Genomic DNA, 25168 nt, shown 5'->3' with positions numbered 1-25168 from the left:
CGGCACGTCGTACTACAGCGTGTTGTCTGCCGGTATAGAGCACCTGAAGTCCCACCTTCCACAAAAGATTTCCCTGTCCACAAATACGAGCGGACCCATCCCTTTTAGTGTACTCAAAATTCCCAGCCTCTCACCAGTAACGAGATCGTACAGCTATTAAGTAGAGCAACTGCCTGGTGTTTAGGGCTTTGGGTGGCACTAGCAATGCGCAGCATAGCCAGTGCTCCAAACGAAGCGGTACGATTTGCCCCAGCGGTTGACCAGGCCTGCCAACCGGACCACTTCGTTCCATGCACTGGCGATACTGCGCATTGCCAGTGCCACCCGAAGTCCTTTAAATTTCCATAGTTAAAAGCTGGACGATCTCTAACCGTAGCGGAACGCGTCCAGCGTTTCGAAGCCAGCCAGCAACCATCGAGCTCGAAAGCCTTGACGGCTTCCGCTACGGAAATCGTTCGCTTGATATAGAATACAGGCTCATAGAACGCTTGGCTGGACACCTAGTCTAGACTCCCCACCTTACCCCACCTGAGGATCTTTTCGAATGCCATACTTTCGGTTGACCGACACACTCTGGGCTACCCTGATAAGCTTGATGCTGACCATGCCTGGCCAAGCCGAAGCGGCGGAGCCACCAGCCCTAACCGAAAGTCCGCATTGGATATGGACCCCCACGACTGCTGACGGCCAGAAGATTGGGCTCAGACGCGAGTTCGACGTCTCGGGAACCATCAAAAAAGCCACGCTGCTGGGCACGGCCGACAATCACTGCGAAGTGTTTCTCAATGGCAAGCGCGTCACTAAAGTGGATGACTGGAACGAACTGGGCGCGGCCGATGTCACGCGTGCGCTCAGCGATGGCCGCAATGCAATCGCTGTGGTTGCCACCAATGACGAAGGTATCGCCGGAGCACTGGCTGCCTTGGTCATTGTTTATGAAGGCGGCAAACAACAAGAGATCGTCACCGACTCGTCGTGGAAAGTCAGTGCAGCGGAAGCACGCGGAGGCCAGTGGCGCAATGTGGGTTTCAATGATGCCAAGTGGGACAGCCCACGCGTGCTTGGAAAACTCGGGGATGCCAGTCTGCCCTGGAGTGGCAGTCTGGGTGCTGATGCGATCGCGCTAACGCTTGCTGGAGGATCCAACGGGCAGTTTAAACCGGTGATCGCAGATCATGCGCACGCACCCGAAGGCTTTAAAGTTGAAAAGATCTTCCAAGTCCCGCGCACGATGGGCTCATGGGTTGCTTTAGCCGTAGATCCCCAAGGCCGATTGATTGCCAGCGATCAAGGCGGCGCTGGTCTGTTCTTGATTACACCTGGCTCCGATGATCAAGACACCATCGTTGAAAAACTGCCTGTCAGTCTCAGCGGCGCGCATGGATTGTTGTGGGCCTTTGACTCTCTCTACGCCATGGTTAACGGCGGTCCCGAACCGGGACTGCATCGCTTGCGCGATACCAACGGCGATGGACTGGTTGATACCGATGAATTCTGCATGCATGTACCGGGCGGTGGAGAGCATGGACCGCACGGAGTTATCCTCAGCCAAGACGGAAAATCTCTGATCGTCGCCGCGGGGAACCATACGAAACTGCCGGAGAGAATCACCGGTAGCAAACTACCGAGCAATTGGAATGAAGACCATCTCTTGCCACGACGTTGGGATGCCAATGGACATGCCGCTGGTATCCTCGCACCCGGCGGATGGATCTGCAACGTTGATCCCAGCGGCAAGCAGTGGAATGTAATCAGCATGGGCTATCGCAACCAATATGATATAGCCCTCAATGCCGATGGCGAACTATTCACCTACGACGCTGATATGGAATGGGACTTTGGTTCTCCCTGGTATCGTCCCACGCGCGTGTGCCATGCAACCAGCGGCAGTGAATTCGGTTGGCGAAGCGGCACCGGCAAATGGCCCGCTTACTACGAAGACTCATTACCGGCGGCTGTCGATATCGGACCGGGTTCGCCCACCGGAGTTGTCTTCGGCACAGGTGCCAAGTTTCCAGCCCGATATCAAAAGGCGTTGTTCATCCTCGATTGGACCTACAGCACGATCTATGCAATCGATCTGCAGCCGACTGGATCCACTTACACCGGCACGCGCACCGATTTTATTACCGGTTCGCCGTTGCCCGTAACCGATGCGGTGATCGGCAGCGATGGTGCGATGTACTTTGCCGCCGGTGGTCGTGGCACCCAGTCCAGCCTGTATCGAGTTACTTACGTAGGCAATCAATCCACCGCGCCAGTGGATGGACACGATGCAGCGGGTCACGAACTGCGAACCTTGCGACATTCGCTAGAAGCCATGCATGGTCGGACCGATGGCGATATCGATCTGTGCCTGCAACACCTCGGCCACGAAGATCGCTTCATTCGCTACGCCGCTCGAGTGGCATTGGAGAATCAACCCGTAACCAAGTGGCGCGAGCGTGTGACGAGCCTGAAGAGTCCATCAGCGATCGTGCAAGCAGCGATTGCATTGGCCCGCCAAGGTCAACCCAGCGATCAAGCAGCCATACTGAAGTCACTGGGCAAAGTCGACTGGCAGTCGATCAATGAGACGGAGCTGTTGGGCCTCTTGCGAGCATACCAACTTGCATTCATTCGTCTCGGTCAACCCGACGAGGCAACTCGCCAGGAGTTGGTTGCTCGCCTAGACACGCTGTACCCATCCAAGAGTTATCCGGTCAATGCCGAGTTGGTACAGTTGCTCGTCTATCTCGAATCACCAACGGTCATCGAGAAAACGCTGGCCATGCTGGACACGTTGGGACCTGAGCCAGCGCCGGATTGGGGCTACCTGGTTTCGCGCAACGAAGGTTATGGCGGGACCGTCGGCAAGATGCTGGCCGATATGCCGCCGGTGCGTGGCATCCATCTGGCGTTCATGTTGCGCAACGTCAAGAGTGGCTGGACGATGCCCCAGAGAGAAAAGTATTTTCAGTTCCTGATCGACGCAGCTAAGCATCCTGGCGGCAATAGTTTTGGCAAATTCTTGGTGCAGTTCCGAGATGATGCGATCGCCAATTGTTCGCAATCCGAAAAGCTTGTGCTTGAACCGCTCATTAGTGCGCCGCTGGTGGGAGAGACATTTGTATCCACACCACCCACCGGCCCCGGTCGCAAGTGGTCGACCGCTGAAGTTGTATCGACAATTGGTAGCAGCCTACAGGGTCGCGATTTCAAACGCGGACAGAATCTATTCCATGCAACCAGTTGCGCACGTTGCCATCGCCTGGCCGGTGAAGGCGGCGCGATCGGCCCCGATCTCTCCACGGCCGGCAAGAAGTTCTCCACCAAGGATATGGCCGAAGCAATTGTCGAGCCCAGCAAAGTCATCTCCGATCAATACGGCTCGCAACAAGTGGTGCTGGGCGACGGCAAGATATTGGTTGGCCGGGCTGTTGAGATCGGTGACCAGTATTACATCTACACCATCGACGCCAGCGGCAAACCAGTGGTGCTCGATAAAGACGAAGTCGAATCGGTACAACCTTCCAAGCTATCGCAGATGCCAATTGGCTTGATCGACACGCTGAGCGAAGAAGAGTTGAAAGACCTCTTTGCCTACATCGTTTCCGGCGGCGACTCGCGAGCGCAAGTTTATAAGTAACATGCACGCTAGCCGCTCAATCGTTTAACCCGTGGCCGAAGGCCAGGCAATCGAAGGAGTTGATAAGGCCGTGGCAAGTCACCTGCTTGAGCAAACAGATACTCAGATAAACGCAGAGATTGGTTAGCGGGTGCACCTCGCCTGGCGGCTACGGGTTAAACGATTACGCTCAATCGTTTAACCCGTGGCCGAAGGCCAGGCAATCGAAGGAGTTGATCTGGCCGTGGCAAGTCACCTGCTTGAGCAAACAGATACTCAGGTAAACGCAGAGATTGGTCACCGGGTGCACCTCGCCTGGCGGCTACGGGTTAAACGATTACGCTCAATCGGTGGGCTTCCAGACTTTGCGACGCAGATCGTCTAGCAGCGAATAGATCACGGGCGTGGCCAGCAGGCTGATCAGCAGCGAAAGCGCTTGGCCGCCAATGATAACTTTGGCCATGCTGGCGCGAGCGCTGGCACCGGGACCTTGGCCCAGTGCAATGGGGATCATGGCGGCGATCAGCATGGCGGTCGTCATCAAGATTGGTCGCAGACGCGTATGATTGGCTTCGATAATCGCTTCTTCACGAGGCATGCCGCCGACACGTAGTTCGTTAGTCTTGTCGACTTGCAGGATGCCGTTCTTCTTGACGATACCGATCAGCATGAACAGGCCGAACATGGCGTACAAATCCAGCGGCGTATTGAATAGCAACAGCGATAGCAAGCCGAAGGGAATCGTCACTGGCAAAGCCGAAAGAATGCTGATCGGATATATCCAGCTTTCGAACTGGGCTGCCAAGATCAAATACATGAATGTCGTGCTGAGTGCCAACGCCACCACGAAGTAATAACCGGTTTCAGCCAACATCTTACCTTGACCACCCACTACTACGCCGTAGCCCGGTGGCAATTGCATATCTTCAACTGCTTTGTTAGCGAATTGCACTGCATCGTTCAGCGAAACTTGATCGGGGTGCGCCATGATCGTAACGGTTCGTTGTCGATTCAAGCGATCGATCTGGCTGGGCCCTTGTTGTTCCTCCAGTGCCGCCAGGTTTCCCAGTTGAACTTGACCAGCTGTTGGCGATGGCAGCGTAATGCGTTCCAGTTCGACGCTGCTGGATCGATCCGGTCGCTCGGCTCGCAACCACACATCGTACTGCTCCATACCTTCTTTGTAGGTCGAGACGATTTGACCACCGACCATCACGGCCAGCGTATTGGCTATCGTGCTGGCCGGAATGTCCAAGTCGCTGGCTCGATCGCGATCGATGCGAACTTGCAGTTCGGGCTTGCGCACCGACAGTGTTGAATCCACGTCGACCAAGCCAGGTAGTTCACGCAGGCGAGTCTTCAACTGGTCCGCATATTCACTGAGCTTGCTGATCTCTGGTCCTTGCAAACTGATTTGAAATACGCGACTATCGCCGCCAGCGCCACCGCCAATAGCCGAAACATCGGAAACGACGGTTCGCAGATCGGGATAGTCCAGCAAGATATTGCGCACATGCCGCATGATGTCGAACTGCGTGAACTTGCGTTCCCCCAGTTCAACTAACCGCAAGTAAATCGAACCTCGCGTCACATCGCCTTGGCCTTTAGCGGTGCCGCCTTGACCAATCGAAGTGTAGCGATGCACGACACCGGGTAACTGCACCAGCCGATTCTCGATTTCCGTGATGACCTCATCGGTTCGCTCGAGTGTGTAACCCTCTGGCGTAATGAAGCCCACTTGAAACTCGCTCTGATCATCGCGTGGGACCAGGTTCACCCCTAGACTCATCGCAATCGGAACTGTGGAAGCCACTACCAATAGACACACTCCGAGGGTCATCCAGCGATGCCTGAGCGACCAACGCAAGATTCCACCGTAGAAAGAGTCGACCAGTCGATAGATCCAGCCCGACTTGGAACTCGAATGCCCGCTGTTGCTTTCCAACTTCAAAAAGCGGGAGCACAGCATGGGTGTTAGCGTAAAGGAAACGAACAGGCTCATCATGATCGCAAAGGCGACCGTTAGTCCAAAGCTACTGAAGAAGCGGCCCACCATGCCGCCCATGAAGGCTACGGGCACAAAGATAACCATCAGCGATAAACTGGTGGCTAGCACGGCGAGCGCAATCTCTTTGGTGCCGATCGCGGCCGCTTTCATCGCCGACAAACCATTCTCTTCCATGTGCCGGAAAATATTTTCGTGAACCACCACCGCATCATCAATCACGATGCCGATGGCCAGAATCAAACCGAGCATCGTAATATTGTTCAGCGTAAAGCCCATGTACTGCATGAACAAAAACGTCGGCACAATCGAAGTCGGAATGGCTAGCGTGGCAATGAACGTTGTGCGCCAGTCACGTATGAACAGCAGGATCGTCACGGCCACCAAGACTGCAGCCAGCATCAGGTGGAATTTAACTTCGTTCATCGATTCGCGAATAAACCGCGATTGATCTTGAGTCAACTCGACTTGAATATCAGGTGGCAGGGCCGCTTGGATAGTATTCAATCGTTCTTGCACTGCATCGGAGATTTCAACGGTGTTGGTACCCGATTGTTTTTGCACGAACAGCGAAACTGCGTTTTGGCCATCCAGGCGACTGAGCCCGCGTGGCTCTTCGATCGAGTCTACTGCAGACCCCACATCGCGAATGCGAATGGAGTAGTCACCACGATTGGCAATGATTAGATCATTGAATTCATCGCTCGTATCAACTCGTCCCAGCGTCCGCAACACTAGCTCACGTTGCCCTTGATCGACGATACCACCAGGAATCTCCAAGTTCTGGGTTTGCAGAGCGCGACGTACGTCTTCAATCGACAGACCAAACGCTACCAGGCGGTCCATGTCGATGCGCACGTTGATCGCGCGACTGCGACCACCAGACATAAACACATTGCCCACACCCGCAATCGTCTGGAGTGGTTCTTGAATTTGCCGTTTGGCAATTTCAGTGATTTCGCGCATGTCGCGGCGACCTGAGATCCCGATAGTAATAATCGGGTTGGCATCCAGATCGAACTTGTTGACCAGCGGAGTATCAACTCCTTCGGGCAAGGCATTCTGAATCGAAGCGATCTTATCGCGGACTTCTTGCGCCCCGACATCTCCGTCTTTCTCCAGTACGAAACGCACGATGATTGTCGACTGGCCTTCGCGCGTAATCGACCGCAGTTCGTCGATACCGGAAATGGAGTTAACGACCTCTTCCAGCGGTTTCGTCACTGACGATTCCATCTCTTCGGCACTTGCCCCTGGCAAGGCAGCTTGAATCGATACTACCGGGAAGTCGACTTTCGGAAACAGGTCGACGCCCAGTTCGAAGTAGGCCACGATGCCCAAGACGACCGGAATCGCCATTAACACCCAAGTGAAGACCGGTCGACGTATGCAGACATCCGAGACGGTCATTGAGCGGCTCCTGGTTGTCCAAGCTTCTCGGAAGCATTCGATTCAGCGGCTGCTTCAGCCGGCACCTGCCCGCTTATGACCTGGCCTGTGCTATCCAAGCCTTGCTCGGCAGCAATCTCAGCCGGTGTGCGCACGCGAATAGTCGAACCATCAGCCAATTTGGACTGACCCGAAGTCACGACGAACGCGTCGCTGGGCAACTGCGGCGAAGTGATTTCTACCCACTGGTCGGTTTGATGGCCGAGCGTAACTTGGACTTCTTTTACCTGATCTTGTACCGTCAAGAAAATCTTATGCACACCTGCGAACGATACCAAGGCCGCGATAGGTACCGTTTGCGCAGAGGTATCATCCGCGTACACAATGCGTGCTTTGGCAAAGCCACCGGTCTTCAGGGCACCATCGGCGTTGGGCACTTCGGCTTCGACTTGAAAGGTACGCGTACTAGGATCCACAGCCGGTCCAATGCGAGCCACGCTGCCCACAGCCGGAGTGCTTTGCGACATCGTGGTGACCTCGACCCGTTGTCCCACTTTGACCCGCCCGGCATGTTTCTCCGGGACGGTCAAACGCAGCTTTAATGTCTCATCGACTACCAAGCGATAAAGGTCTGTACCCGCAGCCAACCAGGCGCCAGGCGTCACCAGGCGTTCGGTGATCGTATAACGCGCCTCGGGCCGGAGCGTATTGGAAGTCGGAACATAGATCTTGCATTCGGCCAGTTGTTGCATGGCCGTATCCAATTCGGCTTTCTTCATCCGAGCTGTCGCTGCGCCAGCGCTGGCCATCAACAGTTGATTGGCATATTCCGATTCAGCCACCAGGGCATTGGTGCGCGCTTGATCGAGCTCTTCAGCGATCACCGATCCGCGACTCTGCAAAGTTGTCAAACGTTGCAACTGCATCTTGGTCAACTCGGACTTTAACCGCGATGCGACCACCGTGGGCAGCGATTTCAAATCGGCATTGGGCGGAGGTACATCGTCAAAGCCCCACTTGGCCAGCTCCGAAGCCAGATTGCGTTTGGCTTGTTCAACGGCCAACTGTGCGTCGGTGGGATCGAGTTCCATAATCAACTCGCCCGGAGTAACCTTATCGGCGAAATCATGATAGACCTTGGCCACGCGACCACTGATCTTGGTCTTGAGCGTCAATTCGTCGTAGCCGTGCAGATTGCCCACGGCATCGATGCCCCGTTCGACTTCGCGCAAGGTCACTGCTTGCGCGGTCACCGGTATGACATCGAGCGGTTGTTTGGGCGGGGCGATCGTCAGATCAATTTTGTGCTGGGCGCTAGAGTTCTGTTCGGCCAACCAATAACCCGCGGCGGCGGCCGCCGCAATTTGCATCAGCCAGAAAATGCTACTGAGGGCAAACGAGCGACGACGCGGTGGTGCGCTAGGAATGGGACTGTGGTTCGTGGCGCGATCACTGAGAGGTGAGCCGGCTTCCATGTGAACTGTGTCTGAAGCGGCTGCATCGTGGGCTGAGTCAGTCATGGCATCAGACTGACTGAGTTGGGAAGTGCGTTTTCCGGGCGATTGAAGCTCGGTGGACATGTTATGTGCTTTGCTGTTCAAAAATTCTTCACAGGTAGTTAAGGTGTTTTGCGCTGCCGAGGTTTGCGATGAGCTGGATCGTTGCGGCCGGTTGCCTGGCTGGCGCCCCGCCCATTGCTCGACGACTTGGTGGTCTTGCCAGTGGTCGTGGCCTTGGCAGTGGTAGAGGAGTTCGAGTCTTCTTTGATGCCACCGATCTTGCGGAGAAGGACCAACAGAATGGCCTGCTCTTCTTCGGTGAGAGCCGCCAACATTTCTCGATGAAACTTGGACTTAACACCCAGTACGGCATCGGCCACGCTCTGGCCATCTTGGGTCAATTCCACATGGACCACGCGGCGATCGGCTTCGGAGCGAACACGGCGCAAAAGGCCTTTGCGTTCCAGCCCATCGGCGATGCTGGTCAGCGAGTTGACGGCTACGCCGAGAAACTCTGCCACCGCGCGCATCATCTGTCCGCCCGACTCGGCCAACAGCTCGACCACTCGCAGCTCTTGCATCGTCAGATCACAATGAGGACCATTGGCGGCGCAGTGATTGGCTGTTTCGAAGCGTTTGACGATTTCGCGAACGACTTCGCCCAGCTCCGTCGCTCGTCGATCTAATTCCTTCGATTCTCGCAATTGTTCACCCGAAAAGCTAGTTCGAATAGTTCGACTCCCGAACTATCTTATTTTCGCATAATTCCGAGGTCAAGAGCAATTGGAAGTTTGAAGTTTGAAACTGGAATGATTTCACTAACGTTAGTTCTCTGGCTGATTACGGGTGAAAACCCATTTCCGGACGCCTTGGCGCCACCGGTTGCTCAAGTTCGTTTTGAGCGGGCGGCTGTCGACATGCGCGCCGCGCAGTGCCAGCAATTGCGTCAAGCGGCCGAGCGACTGTCGGCGCTAGCTCAGTCCCTGGATGGCGAACACAAGAAGAGCCTGGAAACGATCGTCGCCCATTGGCAAGCGGCGACCGACGTACCCAAGGCGCTCGAACATGCTGTTCAACTAGCCATCAAACTGCCCGATGTGTCGCGGGCGGCGGTCGATGAGATTGTGCGTCAGCAGCAACCGGAGATTGAGAAATACAAAACGCTCAAACATCAATACAGCGTGTATCGAGGCGGACGGCTGGCAGAAGTGTGGTTCGAGCTGAACTTGCATCAAAAACGCCAGCGCGTGGGTGAGCTACTAGAGCTCGATGGCGAACAATCTATCTGGCTCTTGCCTCGGCGGCCCTATAGTTCGACCATGCCCTTACCCATAACAGCCAAACAACATTTCGAGCAATACCTATCCGATAAGCGGAGCCTACTGGCCGGCAGTTTTATAGAGTTGCAGCCTGACGTGCAGAACGTTATGCAAGAAGCCAAACGCGCGCAGTCTGCCTCCACCGCCAGCACAGCAGAGCGATCGGCGGCTGGCGCAGTGGTCCAACTGCTGCAGTCGGCGTATGGCTCCAACTTGCGCGGGCTGGTGCTACTGGAAGCTCGAACTGATCAGCCCGCAGGCTTGAGGGCGCAGGCAGAGGCACTGTGCCAGCGCGTCGATCAGCAGTTGATGCACCTGGAAACCGAAAACTTGAAACTGTTGACGGCGCTGGATTCCAACTTGATGGCGCTGCGCAGCGAATTGGCCGGCAAGCGTCAATTTATAGATTTGATTTGCATAGACACTTATCGCCAGGAGATTGCTCGGCTGTGGCGTCCGATTCGCATCTACGCGCGGCGAACTCCAACTCTTGATCGCTTTGAAGACGCCTACTTATACGTGCGGCGCGGTGAGCGTTACGAGATCGAGTTCTTGATAGACGGCCAGTCGGTAACGCTGGCGCGTGCAGACATCTGGTTAACGCTCGCCGAAGCGCGGCTACCACCGCGCATGCGCCGCGCCATACCGCCAGATGGTCCTGGTCAGCCCGTCACGGCCGATACGGTGCTCGGCATCGAAGTCCAATGCCATTGCCCGCGTGGCTGGCAACCAGCCCACGTCATCGACGAATCGCCCTTCGGCGTCGAACTGATCTGGCAGAGTTCCATCGATCCTCGCCCAATCCTCGAACCCCGCGCTCACTTGCGCATAGTAAAGTAACGCGCGCAAATTGGGAATGGTTAGAGGGTTCTGTTATCAACGCAGAGAGACGCAGAGGATCGCAGAGAATACCACTCAGTGTTTTCTCTGCGGGCTCTGCGAACTCTGCGTTTCAAATAAGGCAACTGCTATCTATGTTTCAAATAAGACTTATTCGTCGAAGTCCACGGCCACTGGCTCGTGAAAGATCCGTCCCATGACGTCGGGACCGCGACGCGAACCGCATTGAGGCCAGCCGCCGATTTCGGCCAACTCGGGCATCAGCTGGAGAACTTGTTCGCGCAGCATGGTGGTCAAGCGTCCCAAGCGCACATTGCTCTCACAGGCTTCACCCAATGAGACGATGGTCTTCATAATGCGTACCATCTGAGCACGCTCTTTCACTGGTCGCGACAGGACATCGCTTTCATCTTCCAGCAAATCGACCAGCGGTACTTCCAAAGCATGTTGCCAGGCGTTGAGCTGAGCCAAGGTCAAATTGGTGGCCGGATTTTCTTGACGACGGAGTTCTTTGATATCGAGACCCGTCCTGCGCGAAATCGTGCGCAGCGAAAGTCCTTGCTGCTGGCGAACCTCGGCCAGGCGATGGTACTGTCGCTTGGTACCACGCGGAGCGGGGCAGTCGGAAGTCAGATCGCAAGGCTGAGTCGCGGACGATTGCGGAGTCGATGGCTGAGCCGACGACTGACAAGCGGGCGAACTTGCAGGCGAAAGTAGAGGTAGTGTCTGCGATCCAGAACTGACTGACGGAAACGCCGTGGGCATCCCATTCAACTCCATGCGTGCCACGAATCTCTCTCACCGCTGAGAGGACCGGCCGGCGGCACATCCCGACAAGACAGCCAGTTAGAGACGGAGCCCCCCCAAAAGTTCCCAAAGTTTTTTTAAGAATTGCAGTAGCGGAAGCCGTCAAGGCTTTCGACCGAACAAGAAAACGCAGGGGTTACAAACCGAAATGCTTGACGCATTCCGCTACGAAGAAAACAACGCTTCGAAATGCTTGACGCATTCCGCTAGGAGGTTACTGCAGGATGAGCTTGTTGAGACTGCCGCTAGCAAAGCCGACCAGGTCGAGTGTGATATAGCGGAAGCCGATCGCTTCCAAACGCCGCACCATCTTTTGGCGCACCGGCTCATCCACCAGCCGAGCTAACTGCGCCAGCGGGACTTCGATGCGAGCTAAATCGCCCGGATGCAATCGCACGCGGAACTCACTCAGACCAAGCTCGCGCAAAACCGATTCCGCTTGCTCAACCATCGACAATCGCTCAGGACTAACCGAAAGTCCGTATGCCAGGCGCGAGGACAGGCAAGGACTGGCGGGTTTCTCAGCCACGGACAACTCCCATGCCCTAGCCAATATTCGCACCAGCTCTTTCGTGAACCCCAACTCCAACAGCGGGCTGCGAACTTGAAGGTTGGTGGCGGCTACCATACCGGGACGCCAATCGCCCACGTCATCTGCATTGGCACCCGACAAAACCCACCACCCCTGCTGTTGGACCTGCTCGAGCGACTGCAGGCTCGAATAAAGATGCGTCTTGCAGTGAAAGCAGCGCTGAGAATCATTCAGCTGATAAGCCGGATCGGCTACTTCGGTGGTTCGGATCACTGCCAGTTCGATGCCGATCTGGTCAGCAGTTTGGCGTGCCAATTCCAGTTCGCTCCGGGCCAGGCTGGGACTGTCGGCGATGGCTGCGATCGATTGCCGCGGCAAACAGCGCGCGGCCGCAGCTGCGACTACGGCACTATCAACTCCGCCAGAGAAGGCGACTACGGCCCCTGGACAATCGACAAACCACCGATGCAGCGATGCATCCATGGCGGCCACATCTATCGAGGCTCCCTCCGTAGTCATACGAGATCAACCTCGGTCGATTCAGCTCTGGTCGTCTTGTTCTTTGGAGAACGGTTCCATCACTTTGGTATTGCGTTCGACAGCGATAACCACCGTGCGTTGCTGGACGCCATCGCGTGAGCAAGCCACAGCCGGCAATACTTGCCGACGATCGGGAAACGGCAGACGCATCGCAAAAGTGCCGTCGCTGCGCAATTTGATAGGTTCGTTGTTCAGCGTCACAAAACCATCCGGCACAGTGGATCCGTAAACATACAGTTCAACTTCCATATCAAAGTGGAAACCACCGCGGCCGCGGAAGGCCGTTTCCGCACCAGAACCATATTGTGCCAGTTGCGGACCACCCATCGATCGCTTGAGACGATCTTCGAAAACTTCTTGCAGTTCCGTGGTCTCTTGCTCGCTGTCGTATCCTCCGCTGAGAGCGAATATACGTTCCGCATCGCGGGCGATATCGCTCCAGTGATCTTCTTCGACGGCATCGGTTGCGCCGGGAGTTGGTGTGCGTACGATATTACTCTTGGCCAGCATATGAAAGCGGCTGCCCGAAAGGTAACCGATCATGACGCGGAAGCGGCCGGGCGTTCCGTTCAGGTCGATGTACCAATTTCGGACACCGCCATGAATGACGATGTCGCGCTCAATGGTTTCAGCAGCACTGGTAGTACCGCTGTCATCCAAGCGCAGCAAACGCAGAATCGGTTGGGCGTGATGCCAATGCTCAGCCATCGCCGCCCGCGCACGCTCCACGGCTCGACGGGTGATGTCCCAGGTAACTTGCAGCCAATACGAATCGCGAACGACCAGGACGATGCGATCCTTTTGCTGACCTTCCTCAGCCGGTTCGGGCTTGGGAGGTTCCACGCGCACAACTTCTTCGAAATCGCGGGCAGCTAGATCTTTGGTCGACTCACGCTGAGTCTGCATTTCGCGGATGCGCTGCAAAACATCGGGATTGGTCGGTGGCTGAGCTGGTTTGGTCGGCTTCTTGGCAGCCGGCTTTTTCGGTGCGACTACTTTCTTGGCCGCGATGGGTTTAGCAGGCTCAAGCGGTTTAGCAGCTGGCTGGCTGTCGGATTTTACCGAGACCTTGGCCGCCAGTTTGGAGTCTTTGCTGCTGGGGGCGGCTCCATTGTTCTTGCCATGTGCCTTGCCGTTAACAGCAGCTTTTTCAATCGCAGCTTTGCCAACTGTCGCCTTGCCGGCTGATTTGCCAACTGGCTTACTTGAGCTGGGCTTACCGACGGTAGGTTTACCAGAGTTGGATTTGCCAGCCGAAGGTTTGACTTTGCTTTCGCTGGCTTTCTTCGCCACGATTTTCGCAACCGGCTTGGCTACCCCAGCACGAGCTACCGTGGGCTTCTTGGTCGACTGAGCACTCTTGCTAGATTTGGCTTGAGGCTTAACAGCCGCGGCTTTCTTGCCAGTGCTCTTGGCCTCCGGCTTCTTGGGTTCAGCTCGTTTGGTCGCGCCCTTCGGTGAAGCGGCTGACTTCTTGTGCTTAACGATGGCTGCAACCAATTGATCTTTGCTGAGCGTATTCCATGCTGAGACGCCCAACCGCTTGGCCATTTGAGCCAAATCATTTTTGGTCTGAGTTTTAAGGTCGGCAGACGTGATCAACATCAAGCTCCCACACAGTTGCCACTACCACTTGCGGTTGAAGGGTTCCGTCAAGCAGTAGCACTAATCAGTTCGCCTCGAAGTCTATCCTCCTTGCCGAACCAGAAGACGAAATCCAAAGGTTTCCCAGCAACGCTGGTCCCAGTTAATCTCTCGTTCTCGGTCCACACGGGGATTGGCATGCCACCATTGGGGCTAGCATCGAGCCAATTTCCCTCGAGCATGTGCCGAAACTCCATGACTCCCTACCAGTATGCCAAACAGACCGCAAATTTGCTAGATTGCACTTGCCAGTTGCTTGACACTTCGGGAGCTTTTCCCAGTATTTCCTGTGCGTGCAAGTCCTTACTGCCAAAGACCGTTAGCACAAAACCTACCGAGACGTTCTCCGTTCTACGAAACTGGTTACCGACTGGTTCGGGTACTCATTGCAGCTGCAAAACAAACAGCCAAAACTACTACATCAATGGAGCGCTCATTGCCCTTAGAGGCTAGCTAGGCAACGAGCGATGGAAGTGAACGTGCTTCCATTTGCCGTCTTTCTTCTGCCAGACGCGGGTCTCTTCAACTGCTTTGGTAACCGCAGCCCCGTTAGCGTCATGCAATTGCGTCAGGCGTGTGTAGCAAACGATGGCTACATCACCCATCAACCGTACGTGGGGTGAAGCCATCGTCGTGTTCACTTTTTTGGGTGTGGGGCCGCTGCCAAAATAGAACTGGTGAAACGCCAAACCTTCGACCACGTGGCCGCGCGCTTCCGGTTCGAAACAGGTTAATGACTCATCGCACAATTCTGCATATGCTTGCCAATTGCCTTCTACAATGCTGTCCAACAGACTCTGACTGAGATTTAAGAGTGCGTTCTGCTCGCTCATGGGTGGGTCTCCTGCTTGAGAATTCAATTCACTGATATCGATTTCATACTTCGGGCTTAAGTCGACTTCTGCCGGCCACGGCGATTGGCCAATCAGGCTGGCCGGCCAGCTCTACAATTTGTTTGCCCCATTGCACGATCATCTGCTCGGCCTCAACCAGGTCGACACGTTGGGACGGACCGCCATTGGAATCGAAATCGATGGCTTCGTCTTGGGGGGCTTCGGGGTCATGTGAATTGACAGGCCAGATCGGTGTGCCGAAAGTGATGCGGACGCGAGCTGACATGAACAGCGGACTCCAAACTTCGCGGCGATAGGGACTGCCGTAAATATAGAGTGGAATGATCGGCACACCGGCGCGAACAGCAACCAAGGCGGCACCCGGCCGAATGGACACTAGCGGATCTTTGGTATGGTTGAGACGTCCTTCTGGGAACATTCCCACCAGGCGTCCTTGGCGTGCTAAGCGAATGGCATGTTTGGTCGCTCGCGTATCCATGCCACTGCGATTGGTAGGGATAACTTGCAGGGCGCCCAGCAGCGGCCCGAGGATGAAGTTCTCGCAGTACTCGCGGGCTACCATCCAGTGTACGCGACGGCCAGCTGACAATTGTACAAAGAAGGGATCCACGCTACTGCGATGGTTGGCCACCAACACGCCGCCGCGCCCCATGGCCGGTGGCGGCGAATTGGTAAAATGCACGCGCCACAACAGCCGTCCAAATAGATAGGTCGGTGTGTAGAGCACGTCTTCCCAGAGGCTATAGGGTGACAAGCGTATTTGCCACCAGAGATATCCCAGGCCAAACGCCAGCAGCAGGCTTAGCCACACGCCGGTGGCAATCATGGGCACGATGATGGATACCTCTTCAATCCTGAGTATGCGCTTAGTTGTCTCACGGCCACAATTCCCTACGCCGCACGCACCGCGACTTAACTGCTGAAGAACTCAACCAAGTCGGTCACCATCTTCTCTGGCTGGGTGTCGCGGGTCAATTCGAATCGCTTCAACTCGCTGAGCGAGCGAAACCAAATCTCTTGCCTGCGGGCGAACTGCCGCGTGTGAGCTTTGATCTCTTCGACGGTCAGTGCGTAATCAGTCTGACTCAGCAAGTACGATTGTAGCTCTTTATAACCGACTGCCTGGCCAGCGGTACCCGTTAGAGGACCATGACGCTGGATCAAGCTGCTGACTTCACTTTCCAAGCCGAGCTGTAACATGCGTTCGACCCGTGAGTTGATGCGCTGGTGCAGCCAGGCGCGATCCAATCCCAGCACGGCCACACGTATGCCCGGTACGGTCGATGGCGTTTCGAATTGAGTTTGCCAGTGGCTGATCGGTTTGCCGGTGGCCATGGCGACTTCGAGTGCCCGAATCATGCGGCGCTGGTCGTTGATATGCAGCTTATGAGCCGATAACGGGTCGACCTGCATCAAGCGCTCACGCAAACTCTCCTGACCATATCGAGCCACATCGGCTTCGACGGCGGCTCGAAATTCTGCATTGGCGGGCGGCCCCATGAACAGGCCGCGAATCAAAGCCTTTAGATACAGCGGCGTGCCGCCGACAAACAGCACCCGGCGACCGCGCTGTCGAATTTCATCAGCCACCTGATGAGCGGTGGCCACGTAGCAGGAAAGGCTATAGCTCTCCGTCGGCTCGACAATATCCAGCATATGATGCGGCACCTGCTGCCGCTGCTCATGAGTCGGCTTGGCGGTCCCAATATCCATGCCGCGATAGATGGCCATGGAATCGAGTGATACGATTTCGGCATTCAGGCTCTGGGCAATCTCCAAAGCCAACGGCGTTTTGCCACTGGCGGTCGGCCCCGTTAAATACAGGGCTTCCAGGGCAGGTCGGCACCAATCCGCGTCCAGCTCTTGCATTGATCGAATGGGGGTACGTCCAAGGATGTCACAACAAAGACCGGTATTGTAGGCATCTTTGGCCTACCTGTCTAAGTGACCGTGGCGTTGTTTTGCCATGTAACCACCCACTCGCTGCTCGATGAGGCTGTCGATAGCCGTCTGAATGCGGCGCAGTTCCTCGACCTGGCTCTCCAGATGTTGCTCTGCATCACGTCGCAGCGTCGCCAGCAAACTGCGTTGCTGGTTCAGTTTGTCGACCATCGTTTGCTCTAGATTGGCCATTGCCAGTTCATAAGCCGCTGCGATGCGATCCTTGGCTGCCTGTTCCAACTGGCTTTGCAGCCACCGAGTCGACTCAGAATCGATGCTAATTTTGGGCTGCTCCGGCAGTTCGTCTCCGCGGGTAACCACAAAGCTCAGCTGCTCGGGAGTCGAATCCGCGACCGACATGGCCAATTGAACACACTGGGCAAGCAACATCGAATCTTCGTAACTCTCGCAGAAGGCGGACATGGCTCGTTGAGGCTGGCTAGTGCCCAGCCAGTGATGCAATTGCAGATGGCCTTCAACCGAGTTAACCCGCCCGTCAGAGACTCGGGCGTCGAATTCCAGTTGATCATCGCTGGAGCGCGACAGATGGATGGCCACCGAACCATCGCTGGTCAAGCTCTGCCCCTCCAGCTTCAATTCATGATCAGCTTGCTCGACACTCATTTGCCACTGATCGGTGCCGTCGATGCGCGACACCTGGCTGGTCTGAGTGGATGAAGTGCTGGGCATGCGGGCCGAAGCCAACAAGAATCTGCCTTGCGCTTTAAAGGGGCGCGCTGGGCCATCGACCGCGACCGTGCCTTGGATCTTCGTCGATTCGGCTGCGAACTCGGGCTGCGATTGAGCCGAGGAGCGAATCGTGCGGCCACGCTGGTTGGTTTGCCAGGCATACGGTTTACGTATCAAATCGGCCAGCACTGTTGCATAACGCTGGGGCGATACCAAGGCATCCGCCACACAATGTTCGAGCAACTTCTGTGCGACCTGGTTGGCATCAGGCGACTTGAAGTCCGCCGCCGTTTTTAGCAGATCTTGTTTCTCTTCGAAGGCTTGCGCACGCAAGTTGGCTTGCAGATCACCCAAGCGTTTGTCCAGACTGTTCAAACCGCTGCGTTGTTGCTTGAGCTCTTGGACCATTTGCTCCAGTCGCACACAACTGCGTTTCACTTGATCTTCATGTCGCAGGATATTGTCCATACCGGCCACTTGCATCTGCAGGTCGCGAGCTTCGGCGACCATGCGCGTCGATTGCTGGCGAATGCTTTGAAACTGTGCCTGCATTTGTTCAGTGACCATATCGGCATCAATCGCGACTTGCCTTCCAGTGGCAAAGCGTTCGGATGTTAGCGACTTAGTTAGCTGGCTCAACTGCTCCAGCCAAACCAAGGACGATGCGGCCGACTTGTTCAAGCTACCGCTCTTCGCAGCCACATTGGTCGCTGCCGATGTCGAATCTTGATGCGCTGACAGTTCACTGGACTGCGGCTCAGAAGTTGATGGTGAGTCAGCGGCTGCCGATGGCTGGCCGCTGTCGAACTCGACCATCGGTCCGGCGGTAAAGTCCAGATCGAGCTGCGCATCGCCAAAAGGCATATCGACGACAGCCTGTGCGGCCAGTCCATCTAAATTGGCCGGACCAATCACGGCGTCTTCGATGATCACGTGCGGAAAGACAAAGCGTTTCTTCAATAGCGCATCGCGATCAAAGGCCAGCCACATCTTGTCGGCCCGCAATCGCAATGAGTTATTCGAACTGTCTTTGGCACTGGGGAGCTGAATTTGAACGTCTTCGGCACAAGCGGCCGACTTCGACCAGACAATACCGAACGAGCGGGAGTGAGCGCCAGGACCGAGAACTCCAGCCAACATGTGACGTTCGGCATATTGCTCGCCAATGATCGCGCCGGCACCGACCAGCGTAACGGCCGCACCTAACGCACACCAGCTTCCCAAGCTGCGCCACCAGCTCATGAACTCTTTCCTTCTCGCGCTTGGCGAAGGTGCCCGAGCAAGTAGCCCAGGCATTCGCCTTTGACCGGTTCAATCGATGCATGCACTTGCCCGTCCGGCTTGGTGGCACTGGCCATTACCAGGTGCTGGAAACCAGCCGAGTTGTTGGCATCAGCCTGTCGTTTGGGCAAGCCGTTGATCGGCAGGATGGTCAGCTCCGCTGCGCCAGAGTTGGCTGCAGCGTCGCGTGTCATAAGTGATGGTTGCATAAGCTCAGAAGCCCCCTTACCGAAACTGCTCTGCGAGTCAGATTCATTACCGCCAGGAGATACATCTGGATAGTCGTTCGCTGGCACATCATCCGTCCATCGCACTATTTCAATCGTCGTTTCCATCAACCAGCGTGACGCGGATTGGCCGCCCGATTCTCCGTTGTGGTCAACGATGGTATCGCCGACCGAACTATCGTTCTGGCTGCTGCGAGCTGGTCGATCCCAATCATGGTGCATGTCGGCCGACATTACCGTGATGCCGTGATTCTCCAAGCACTCATCCAACAACTCATCGACCCAGGCCAAGGTTTCGCCGGCGTTCTGAATAACTTCCAGCGTCGTCATCACATCGCCTCGCCAAGTTGATTCGGGATACAAGTCATGGCCCAAGCCCAAATGTGTTGTGCCACTCTGAAATCGATCGAACATGCCACTGCCAGTCGGCCCCGCTTCGCCAGATGTTGACAGCGGAAAATCATCGCTGATCGAGACCGCTATATTGTCGGCCGATAATCGGGGCTGATCCTGTATAGGAGTTGGACGAGCGACCTGCGTCTGGGGCTGGGGACCAGTGACCAGCGCATCGACCTTGGGGCGTTGGCCTGAAGCCTGGCCCATGTGCCACGAGTTAATGATCGATTTGACCTCGTCGATCGGCTCAAATTCGATCGGCTCGTCGAGGCTGACCAGCGGTGATTTCTCTGTGTCTAAGCGCGCACTGCGCTGCGCCAACTTGGGAGGTGGAATAATCACCGGCGTAACATCCAGTTCGCTTTCGCCCAGGTGCGACTGGCCAGGCACGGCCACCGTATGTCGATCCACGCGACGCTCGATGCGCCGCTCGTTCTCGTCAGACCGTTGTGGGGTGAACTTCAGCTTGTCGTGCTTGTGTCGTTGCGGCATATCGGTCGATGGCGGGGCAACCAGCGGTGTCTCTTCGGTCGGCACCGATGAGTAATTGTGTTCTGCACCCAAACGTCCCAAGTCATATTCGAGATACTCGAACAACCTCAAACTGAACATATAACCTGGCGCGATCGCCACCAAACCAATGACCAGGCTGCCCAAGACGACGGTATTGTTCAGCCCGAGCCACGGCACTACCGGAGCTTCGTCCAGCGTGTTCCACAACCAGCCCAACATGGATTGCGTCAACAACAACTCACCCAGTCGATCGGTAACCGGATCCAGATAGAAACTACCCACAGTCACCACCAAACTGATCAGGACTGCCAGTAGCGTATGAACGGGTAGAAAAATGATAAGCGCGTACAGACCAACAGCCAGCAGGTTCAGCTTGGGGACCAAACCAACCAGCACACCAAGCGCGACGGCCCAAGCCAGCCGCTCCGGCGTATGATGCTTCGACGTGATCTTCAGCAACCACATCCCGCGATTGCCGCCCGGTCGCGCCATAACTGCCCACTCCCCTCTTGGACCACCGACTATGATAGCCGTCTCCAAGCCCGAACCATCCCGGGTCCCGGCCTCATCCTCTTCAATCGATTGTCAAGCCTGTGCGGGCTAAGGAAATTCTGCTGAACCCAAAGAATTTGCAGACATTTACGGAAGCTGCCAAACCGCCCCGTCGCCGCATTTCACTCAGCTTCGCACTTTGCCAGGCGAAGCGGACACTTGGGCTACCTTCCATGGCGATTATGCGAAATTGCTAGCGGCATGGCCGCCCAGGGGAGAATAAACAGTAGCGAACTTACAGCAATCTCGGACCAGTGTGCGCTGAGCGCTTCACGCTGCAGCCACGTCGCCAACCAAAAGACAACGAGGCTAACGGCACACGCTACACCGACGGACTTCAAAGAAATAAACCGCCGACGCCAGGCCAGCCAATAACAAACCAACGTGCAGGCAACCACCGCAGTCGCCAGTAGCACCCAGACCATGGACATCGTGGCTTGCACGACCGATTGATTGGTGAATGCAAACAGAACGGCCAGGCCAATGCAGTAAATCATGGCGATCGAGCCAATCCAAATGAGCCACAGTCGCGCACATCCGGTACAAACCATGGTCATGATATTGCTGGCGATTATCCAAGCCGCTCCAGCCAACATCGGCAGTGCCTGCCAACCGACATTTGTGGGCCACAGGGGGTGGCGGCCAGGCATCGCTAGGATCGCGAGCAGCACAGCGGCAAAAACCGCCAACCAAATCAAATAGGTGGTCACGATACCCAAGGCGCACACCCCTAGATGGGCTCGTGCCATGGCTACATCGCTAATCGGCAGCGCCGCTGTAAAACTACCCAGGGCATCAACATCACCTCGACGGCCTTCATGTCGCTTGCCGCTTATTGAACTGGTCATGCGCTCCGCATCCAACCCCATCCACACGCCGTACAAAATGAATAGAAACGTGAACCCCATGGGTAACGCGACTAGTTGCTCCTGCAACTGAGCGACATCGGACATGCCCACGGTGGAGCCAATGGCGTTGACGATAAGCACCAAGGCCAATAGCACGGTCATTGGCAAAACTATAAACAAACTTTTGCCCCGCCAATGAAACCAGAAATGGGCGGCAAACGGAGTTCGAAACTTGCGTCGCGAACTCGCTCGGGCATCATTCCAAGCCGCCCAGCGCTGCGCTAACTTTAGCCAGAGCGCAGTCGGTTCCTGTGACTGGCCACAACGATCCAGCGAGACGATGCGATACGTAAACACGCAGCCAACACCAAAAGCAATTCCCAGCGTCAGCATCTCAAAGGCGGTGACGCTGGCCCAGTCATGGCGCGGGCCACCTACCAGGCCGTAACGCGACATGTACCAGACTCCCATCAAAGCCACGGGCACGCTAGTCACCAACAGCCAGCGCAGCGATCGAGTACCGACGATAAAGAACGGCTGCGCTACCGACCAAAAGGCGAGGCTATACAACACGGCCCCCAACAGCGGCCAGCCCGCCGAGAAAAAATGGTTGTAACACCATATCACTAGCGGCAATTGCACCAGCAACATCACCACGCCGCCTCCAATGACCCATGCCGTTATCGAAAGATTCGATATAGGTTTGGCATAGAAACGATTGACCGGCCAAACACCTATTCCGGCACTGCATATCAGGAGGAAAATGACCATCGGCAACAGGGCCACCTCCAGCAACGCCTGAATGTCGGGGTTTTGCGCCACGCCACCCGGCAAGATCGAAGATATCGATGCATAAACAGTCATGAGGATCAAGGAAGCAGCCAGCATAGCCTGGATCATCCAGCCGGCCCGCGCAAAGTACTCCCAAGTCAACGCTTGCAACATGGAACGCATAGTCAACTTCCTCGCCAGTTGAAGAGATCGGACAGCTCTTAAGTCAATTGATTGAAGGTCTTTAGGTCACCTCCCCCGGCGAAGCTGGGGGAGGTCGCAGACGAGGCGTTCAGCCGAAGTCTGCGGGAGGGGGCTCGTTACCGAAGCGCGAGTGTTTGCAGTGGACCTCACCACACAAATCGTTTCGCGGCATCCTTAAAAGCTGGACGTTCTCTAAAGGGTAACTACATGGACACGCGCGAGACAAATATCTCATCCAACGATAGAGCGCCATCGGCCACCACCGTGGCGCCTAACGCTTGAGCAGCTTGACGCACTTGCGGACTGTCGCCATGACAAATGTAAGTCCACTCCGCACCCTGGCCATGGCAAGTCAACATGCCGACCAGGTGCGGCGGCTGCGTGAAGGTCTGCGAGAATTGCAACGTAATGCGTCGATGACTGTCCTTCAAATCATCCATGCTGGATGTCAACACGATGCGGCCTTCATGGATGATGCCGACTCGATCCGCCACGCGTTCAACTTCATCCAGCAAGTGCGAGGAGAAAAGAACCGTACGACCATCATCAGCGATCGTGCGAATGATCGCGCCCAAAATATCGCGACGCACAATCGGATCGAGTCCCGATGAGGGCTCATCAAGCACCAGCAGCTCGGGCCGATGGGCCAGGGCCACCAGCAACCCGGCCCGCGCCCGCTGGCCACGCGATAAGTTTCTTACTCGGGCTTTGGGATCCAAGTCGAACATCTCGCGCAGCTCTTCCGCGTAGCGTTCATACCAGCTGGGATAAAACGCCTGGGTATAACGCATCAAGTCACCAATGCGCATCGAGTCCGGCAGATCGCGTTCTTCGCTCAAGTAACCCATTCGCCCCAATACGCCGACAGGCTGAACGACCGGGTCAAGCCCAAAGACGCGCACCGATCCACTTTCCGGCTTCAACAAACCCAACAAGTGACGCAGCAGCGTCGTCTTGCCCGCGCCGTTACCGCCGATCAGTCCAAACACACCACCACGCGGCACTACTAAAGAAACCTGGTCGAGGGCCAACTTCATTCCAAAACGCCGCGTGACCTCTTTGACTTCAACGACATCAGGGGAAGCAGATAGTAGCGAATCGGTCATGATTGGTGACTCCGAGTGCTGGGGTTGCGATCGAGAATTGCATGGCGTTGTTGAACGAGTTTCACGATCTCGTCCAACGGCACCGACAAGTGTTCGGCATCCACCAACAACTGGTCGATGCGTTCAGTGAGCAGCTTCATCCGCTCGCGTTTGGCCAGCGGTGAACCTTGATCGGCCACAAAGGTGCCAGCCGTCCGTCGCTTTTCAACGATCCCAGCCAACTCCAATTCGCGATAGGCTCGAGCGACCGTGTTGGGATTGACAACCAGCTGCTCGGCCAAGGTGCGAATGGCTGGCAGTTCATCGCCAGAATTCAATCTGCCAGAAGCAACCAGCAATTTCACTTGCTGCACGATCTGCATATAAATGGGCACGCCATCATGGGTGGAGATGTGGATCTGCATGCGCTTCCGTCCTCCGTCGTACGTTTCATTCGATTCATGCTCGATGTGGCAATCGACTGCAATCACCGCTGACCTCTTGTATTACTTTATTAATACAACAATACAATTCGGCGTCAAGAGATTGACCTTAGAATTGTGGACTTTTGTTGACAGCAGCTTTCTGCCTAAAATTCGCGACTTGGACTGGCGAAGGTGGGCTGACTTTGACGACAGTTTCAGTTAGGTAAAAAGAATCGCTACCAGCTCGCCCGACCCGCTGGGCAAAAACAAAAGACGAAGGAAAGCCTGCATGCCAGCCCCTCAGCCACCGCAAGCAGTCCACGCTCAACACCCTCCAAAGGCTGACAGTGACCGAAAAGGCAAGCCGCGACCGCGCACTCTGCGGGCTTTGGGCAAAAGCGAACCACCGCTGTTGGTCACAGTAAATGGGCAGGCGTTCACCCGCGTCGAGATCTTCAAACACGATTCGTGGGCCGCTACAGCGCGGTATGCCACGCCCAGCGGGCAAGAAATCGTCTGTAAGTTCAACCGCCAAGCCTGGATAGGTCCGGTGCCCATGGGCTGGCTGGGTCGCTGGTTGGCACGACGCGAGACCTACTTTTTGAGTCGCTTGGGCGATTTGCCGGGCATACCGCGAGTCTATTCAGAAGTCCTGGTCAATGGCCGGCGTCTGACGCACGCAGTGGCACATGATTTCGTTCCGGGCCAGCCCCTGTCGCTCTCCAGCCAACTGCCGTCGGATTTCTTTGATCGCGTCGAAAACATGCTGGCGGTGCTTCACCAGCGGCACATTGTGTATGTGGATATGCACAAACAGGAGAATGTGTTGGTGGGCGAAGACGGTTTGCCGTACTTGATTGACTTTCAAGTGAGTGTACAGTTACCAACCGGCAAGTTGTTCGGGCCGCTGTTTCGAGCCCTGCGCGACTGCGATTTGTATCATTTGGACAAGCATCGCTGGATTCATCGCCTGCCACCGGCTTCGATGAAGAGTTTTCCGCGTCCCGCGTGGTTACAATTGCATCGTCTGGTAGGCGTGCCGTTGCGTAGCCTGCGGCGCCGATTGTTGGTGGTCGTCGGAGTCCGACGTGGACGCGGCAGCGCCTCGACGGAAGTCGCACCCGAGATCGGCTTGCGCCGAGCTGACGCGGCCTAATGAAAATCCATCGACCTCGACATAATCGAAAGTACTCCGGTAG

General features: G+C 55.9%; 17 protein-coding genes. 3 read left to right on the top strand and 14 right to left on the bottom strand.

The annotated features are described in order from the left end of the window. Nucleotides 1-544: 544 nt before the first annotated feature. On the top strand, nt 545-3628 hold the full coding sequence (locus SH573x_RS10090) for a c-type cytochrome (RefSeq protein WP_479354672.1): 3084 nt from the start codon (nt 545-547) through the stop codon (nt 3626-3628). 322 nt (nt 3629-3950) lie between these two features. Here the strand turns inward: SH573x_RS10090 and SH573x_RS10085 are convergent, their stop codons facing one another. The 3 genes from SH573x_RS10085 to SH573x_RS10075 are packed head-to-tail and all read right to left on the bottom strand — an operon-like array spanning nt 3951 to nt 9204. Continuing rightward, complete coding sequence (locus SH573x_RS10085; RefSeq protein WP_479354670.1) at nt 3951-7022, bottom strand: efflux RND transporter permease subunit; 3072 nt, start codon at nt 7020-7022, stop codon at nt 3951-3953. Continuing rightward, nucleotides 7019-8581, bottom strand: a complete 1563-nt coding sequence (locus tag SH573x_RS10080) for an efflux RND transporter periplasmic adaptor subunit (protein WP_479354668.1) — start codon at nt 8579-8581, stop codon at nt 7019-7021. Before SH573x_RS10080 ends, SH573x_RS10085 begins: the two co-directional genes overlap by 4 nt. A gap of 38 nt (nt 8582-8619) precedes the next feature. Further along, the gene (locus SH573x_RS10075) at nt 8620-9204 is read right to left on the bottom strand and encodes a MarR family winged helix-turn-helix transcriptional regulator (protein WP_479354667.1); all 585 of its coding nucleotides are present in this window, start codon (nt 9202-9204) and stop codon (nt 8620-8622) included. Between the two features lie 105 nt (nt 9205-9309). On the opposite strand from SH573x_RS10075, the gene SH573x_RS10070 reads away from it, so the two are divergent. Continuing rightward, a complete protein-coding gene (locus SH573x_RS10070; protein WP_479354665.1) occupies nt 9310-10659 on the top strand; it encodes a hypothetical protein in 1350 nt (449 codons plus the stop codon). A gap of 150 nt (nt 10660-10809) precedes the next feature. Here SH573x_RS10070 and SH573x_RS10065 read toward each other — a convergent pair whose 3' ends face one another. From SH573x_RS10065 to SH573x_RS10015, 11 genes are all read right to left on the bottom strand, one after another. Next, entirely contained in the window at nt 10810-11448 is a 639-nt protein-coding gene (locus tag SH573x_RS10065) for a helix-turn-helix domain-containing protein (RefSeq protein WP_479354663.1), read from the bottom strand. Nucleotides 11449-11680: 232 nt separating this feature from the next. Next, the gene (gene larE / locus SH573x_RS10060) at nt 11681-12517 is read right to left on the bottom strand and encodes an ATP-dependent sacrificial sulfur transferase LarE (protein ID WP_479354661.1); all 837 of its coding nucleotides are present in this window, start codon (nt 12515-12517) and stop codon (nt 11681-11683) included. Between the two features lie 21 nt (nt 12518-12538). After that, entirely contained in the window at nt 12539-14143 is a 1605-nt protein-coding gene (locus SH573x_RS10055; protein ID WP_479354659.1) for a DUF4912 domain-containing protein, read from the bottom strand. Between the two features lie 488 nt (nt 14144-14631). After that, nucleotides 14632-15015 (bottom strand): DUF4440 domain-containing protein, encoded by a 384-nt coding sequence (locus SH573x_RS10050; protein WP_479354657.1) that lies wholly within the window; start codon nt 15013-15015, stop codon nt 14632-14634. Nucleotides 15016-15058: 43 nt separating this feature from the next. Continuing rightward, a complete protein-coding gene (locus SH573x_RS10045) occupies nt 15059-15862 on the bottom strand; it encodes a lysophospholipid acyltransferase family protein (protein ID WP_479356693.1) in 804 nt (267 codons plus the stop codon). A gap of 86 nt (nt 15863-15948) precedes the next feature. Continuing rightward, nucleotides 15949-16905 carry a tRNA (adenosine(37)-N6)-dimethylallyltransferase MiaA gene (gene miaA, locus SH573x_RS10040; protein ID WP_479354655.1) on the bottom strand — a complete coding sequence of 319 codons (957 nt, stop codon included), beginning with the start codon at nt 16903-16905 and terminating at the stop codon, nt 15949-15951. A 63-nt stretch (nt 16906-16968) separates the two neighbouring features. Continuing rightward, nucleotides 16969-18909, bottom strand: a complete 1941-nt coding sequence (locus tag SH573x_RS10035; protein ID WP_479354653.1) for a hypothetical protein — start codon at nt 18907-18909, stop codon at nt 16969-16971. Beyond that, complete coding sequence (locus SH573x_RS10030; protein ID WP_479354652.1) at nt 18906-20576, bottom strand: TIGR03546 family protein; 1671 nt, start codon at nt 20574-20576, stop codon at nt 18906-18908. The genes SH573x_RS10035 and SH573x_RS10030 overlap by 4 nt, the downstream gene beginning before the upstream one ends. A 224-nt stretch (nt 20577-20800) precedes the next feature. Then, complete coding sequence (locus tag SH573x_RS10025; RefSeq protein ID WP_479354650.1) at nt 20801-22438, bottom strand: hypothetical protein; 1638 nt, start codon at nt 22436-22438, stop codon at nt 20801-20803. A 224-nt stretch (nt 22439-22662) separates the two neighbouring features. Then, nucleotides 22663-23496 carry an ABC transporter ATP-binding protein gene (locus SH573x_RS10020; protein ID WP_479356692.1) on the bottom strand — a complete coding sequence of 278 codons (834 nt, stop codon included), beginning with the start codon at nt 23494-23496 and terminating at the stop codon, nt 22663-22665. Nucleotides 23497-23561: 65 nt separating this feature from the next. Further along, nucleotides 23562-24035, bottom strand: coding sequence for a GntR family transcriptional regulator (locus SH573x_RS10015; RefSeq protein WP_479354648.1), 474 nt, complete (start codon nt 24033-24035; stop codon nt 23562-23564). Between the two features lie 223 nt (nt 24036-24258). On the opposite strand from SH573x_RS10015, the gene SH573x_RS10010 reads away from it, so the two are divergent. Beyond that, nucleotides 24259-25125 (top strand): protein kinase family protein, encoded by an 867-nt coding sequence (locus SH573x_RS10010; protein ID WP_479354646.1) that lies wholly within the window; start codon nt 24259-24261, stop codon nt 25123-25125. Nucleotides 25126-25168: the final 43 nt, after the last annotated feature.

Source organism: Rania fehmarnensis (assembly GCF_056494185.1).
Note: the sequence above shows the minus strand (reverse complement) of the source record. Positions and strands in the feature narration are given on the sequence as shown.

Bases quoted from the DNA above. Each gene is read 5' to 3' on its own strand.
- SH573x_RS10010 (WP_479354646.1), top strand. From the start codon at position 24,259: ATGCCAGCCCCTCAGCCACCGCAAGCAGTCCACGCTCAACACCCTCCA.
- SH573x_RS10020 (WP_479356692.1), bottom strand. From the start codon at position 23,496: ATGAAGTTGGCCCTCGACCAGGTTTCTTTAGTAGTGCCGCGTGGTGGT.
- SH573x_RS10070 (WP_479354665.1), top strand. From the start codon at position 9,310: ATGATTTCACTAACGTTAGTTCTCTGGCTGATTACGGGTGAAAACCCA.
- miaA (WP_479354655.1), bottom strand. From the start codon at position 16,905: ATGCAAGAGCTGGACGCGGATTGGTGCCGACCTGCCCTGGAAGCCCTG.
- larE (WP_479354661.1), bottom strand. From the start codon at position 12,517: ATGACTACGGAGGGAGCCTCGATAGATGTGGCCGCCATGGATGCATCG.
- SH573x_RS10045 (WP_479356693.1), bottom strand. From the start codon at position 15,862: ATGATTGCCACCGGCGTGTGGCTAAGCCTGCTGCTGGCGTTTGGCCTG.
- SH573x_RS10080 (WP_479354668.1), bottom strand. From the start codon at position 8,581: ATGTCCACCGAGCTTCAATCGCCCGGAAAACGCACTTCCCAACTCAGT.
- SH573x_RS10085 (WP_479354670.1), bottom strand. From the start codon at position 7,022: ATGACCGTCTCGGATGTCTGCATACGTCGACCGGTCTTCACTTGGGTG.
- SH573x_RS10035 (WP_479354653.1), bottom strand. From the start codon at position 18,909: ATGAGCTGGTGGCGCAGCTTGGGAAGCTGGTGTGCGTTAGGTGCGGCC.
- SH573x_RS10055 (WP_479354659.1), bottom strand. From the start codon at position 14,143: ATGTTGATCACGTCTGCCGACCTTAAAACTCAGACCAAAAATGATTTG.
- SH573x_RS10050 (WP_479354657.1), bottom strand. From the start codon at position 15,015: ATGAGCGAGCAGAACGCACTCTTAAATCTCAGTCAGAGTCTGTTGGAC.
- SH573x_RS10090 (WP_479354672.1), top strand. From the start codon at position 545: ATGCCATACTTTCGGTTGACCGACACACTCTGGGCTACCCTGATAAGC.
- SH573x_RS10025 (WP_479354650.1), bottom strand. From the start codon at position 22,438: ATGCGTTCCATGTTGCAAGCGTTGACTTGGGAGTACTTTGCGCGGGCC.
- SH573x_RS10030 (WP_479354652.1), bottom strand. From the start codon at position 20,576: ATGGCGCGACCGGGCGGCAATCGCGGGATGTGGTTGCTGAAGATCACG.